This window comes from uncultured Campylobacter sp., from assembly GCF_938040115.1.
Classification (GTDB): domain Bacteria; phylum Campylobacterota; class Campylobacteria; order Campylobacterales; family Campylobacteraceae; genus Campylobacter_A.
The window spans coordinates 1-2,566 of sequence record NZ_CALHXD010000119.1; the positions used below are offsets into that span (position 1 = coordinate 1).

At 47.2% G+C, this 2,566-nt stretch carries 4 protein-coding genes; 3 read left to right on the forward strand and 1 reads right to left on the reverse strand.

Annotation, left to right across the window (positions count from 1 at the left end; genetic code table 11):
- Nucleotides 1-136 precede the first annotated feature (136 nt).
- The gene (locus Q0314_RS04545) at nt 137-442 is read right to left on the reverse strand and encodes a c-type cytochrome (protein WP_297937912.1); all 306 of its coding nucleotides are present in this window, start codon (nt 440-442) and stop codon (nt 137-139) included.
- Nucleotides 443-582: 140 nt separating this feature from the next.
- On the opposite strand from Q0314_RS04545, the gene gmhB reads away from it, so the two are divergent.
- The 3 genes from gmhB to Q0314_RS04560 form a co-directional block, all read left to right on the forward strand.
- Nucleotides 583-1,107 carry a D-glycero-beta-D-manno-heptose 1,7-bisphosphate 7-phosphatase gene (gene gmhB / locus Q0314_RS04550; RefSeq protein WP_298056998.1) on the forward strand — a complete coding sequence of 175 codons (525 nt, stop codon included), beginning with the start codon at nt 583-585 and terminating at the stop codon, nt 1,105-1,107.
- Nucleotides 1,104-2,090 carry an ADP-glyceromanno-heptose 6-epimerase gene (rfaD, locus tag Q0314_RS04555; RefSeq protein ID WP_298057000.1) on the forward strand — a complete coding sequence of 329 codons (987 nt, stop codon included), beginning with the start codon at nt 1,104-1,106 and terminating at the stop codon, nt 2,088-2,090. The genes gmhB and rfaD overlap by 4 nt, the downstream gene beginning before the upstream one ends.
- Nucleotides 2,083-2,566, forward strand: a 484-nt coding sequence (locus Q0314_RS04560; RefSeq protein ID WP_298057003.1) for a PfkB family carbohydrate kinase, incomplete at its 3' end; no start/stop codon positions are given. The genes rfaD and Q0314_RS04560, both read left to right, overlap by 8 nt.

Genomic DNA, 2,566 nt, shown 5'->3' on the forward strand with positions numbered 1-2,566 from the left:
TCCTTTTTGATAGAAATTTAGAGGAGATTATAGCCCTAAAAGCTTAAAAGAAAAGAAATTTTATAAAAAAGTTACTAAAATGAAGCGCGAAATAAAAAGCAGAGAAAAATCGGCGGAAAAACTCCGCCGAAAAGGGTTATTTTAGAGTAGGGATGTACTCTGATAGAGCCGCGATGTCATCGTCGCTAAGAGGTTTTGCGATAGGTTTCATCATAGCTGCGCTTTTAAATTTATCTAGAGTGCCTGCTTTATAGCCTTTTAGGCTCTCGGCGATCTCTTCTTTTGAAAGCGTGTTAAGCGCAGGAACTTTGTTTAGATACGCTTTTTCCGCTTTCGGTCCGTGACAGGCCGCGCATTTTTTGTAAAGTGTTGCGCCGTCAGCGGCAAATAGGCTACCCGCTAGCAATGCGGCTGCACCTGAAACAATGATAAGCTTTTTCATTTTCAATCCTTTTTGATAAAATTGTATGCGTATTATAGTCTTAAAAGCTAAATTTTACATTATTTTTTTATATTAGTTTATACTGCGGCGCGGACGGCGATTTTCGGTTAAATTTAGATTTTTTTTGTATAATTTTCGCCATGGATAAAACAAAGCTTAAAACGCAGCCGCAAAAGGCGCTATTTCTTGATCGCGACGGCGTGATAAACGAGGATGCGGGCTATGTTTATAGACGCGAGGATTTCGTTTTTAAAGAGGGTATTTTCGCCGCTTTGAGAGAGTTTGCCAAGGCTGGCTACGCGCTAGTCGTGGTGACGAATCAATCAGGCATCGGGCGAGGCTACTACACGCTAGAGCAGTTTGACGAGCTTTGCGGGTTTATGCTGGGCGAGTTTGAAAAAGAGGGTGTAAAGATAGAGAAAATTTACTTTTGCCCACACGCACCGGAAGCTGATTGCCTTTGCCGTAAACCGGAGCCAGGCATGCTGTTAAAGGCCGCAAATGAGCTAAATATCGACCTTGCGCGTTCAATCATGATAGGTGACAAGGATAGCGACGTGCAGGCGGGGCAAAGTGCTGGCGTCGGGATAAATTTAAAGCTGGACGACAGTCTAAAAAGCGTAGCGGACGCGCTGGAGTTTTTAAAAAAAGAAGGAAAAATATGAAAGATATAAAAAAGGTCGTGATAACGGGCGCGGCGGGCTTCATCGGCTCAAATTTGGCGCATTATTTTGACGAAAATTTAAAAGACGTAGAAGTGCTCGCCGTGGATAAATTTAGAAGCGACGAGAAATTTAGCAACGGTAATCTAAAAAGCTTCGGGCATTTTAAAAATTTGCTCGGATTTTCGGGCGAAATTTACGAGGGCGACATAAACTGCGCTAAAACGCTAGCTATGATCGAGAAATTCGCTCCCGAAGCGATCTTTCACGAGGCGGCGATCTCGGATACCACGGTAACCGAGCAAGGCGAGCTAATGAGGACGAATCTAAATAGCTTTAAAGATCTGCTAGATATCTGCGAAAAAACGGGCGCTAGGATGATATACGCAAGCTCGGGCGCCACGTACGGCAACGCAAAAAGCCCGCAAAGAGTCGGCGAACGCGAAGCGCCAAATAACGTTTACGGCTTTTCAAAGCTAAAAATGGACGATCTGGGCCGAAAATATGCTAAAAGAGGCGTCGCGGTCGTGGGGCTGAGATACTTTAACGTCTACGGCGCTAGGGAGTTTTATAAAAACAAAACCGCCTCGATGGTGCTACAGTTTGGTCTGCAAATTTTGAGCGGTAAAAACCCGCGCCTCTTTGAAGGCAGCGACAAAATCAAGCGCGACTTCGTCTATATAAAAGACGTCGTGCAGGCAAACCTGCTCGCTCTAAACGCTGCTAGCGGCGTGTATAACGCAGCAACTGGCACGGCAAGAAGCTTCCAAGAGATCGTGGATATCTTGCAGCGCGAGCTGGGGTCAAATTTGCCTTGCGAATACATCCCAAATCCGTACGCGCGCTCATATCAGTTTCATACGCAAGCCGACATCGAGCCGACCAAAAAGGCGCTGGGATACGAGCCTAAATTTAGCCTAGAAGAGGGCATAAAAGACTACGCGGCCGAGATAAAAAGGATATACGAGGAAGAGATAAATGCGTGAAGTACGTGCTTTAGTCGCGGGCGATCTGATGCTCGATCACTACATCTGGGGCAGCTGCGAGCGTATCTCGCCAGAGGCTCCCGTGCAGGTGGTAAAGATAAAAAACGAAACCAAACGCCTGGGCGGAGCGGGCAACGTGGTGTTAAATTTGCTCTCTTTAGGCGCAAAAGTAGGCGTCATGAGCGTGCTAGGAGACGACGAGACGGGCGACGAGATAGAGCGGATATTGTGCGAGCAGGGCGCTAGGGCTGAGTTTATAAAAAGAGAAAAAGGACGCACGAGCTCGATAAAAAGCCGCGTGATGGCGACGCATCAGCAAGTCGTGCGCATCGATAAAGAAAGCGTCGAAGCCATAACGTGCGAGGACGAGTTGGCGGCAAATTTCGCCCGCGCGCTAGAAGGCTACGACGTCGCGTTGCTGTCGGACTACGGCAAGGGCGTGCTGACGCCTGCGCTGTGCCAAAAGCTGATAAAAG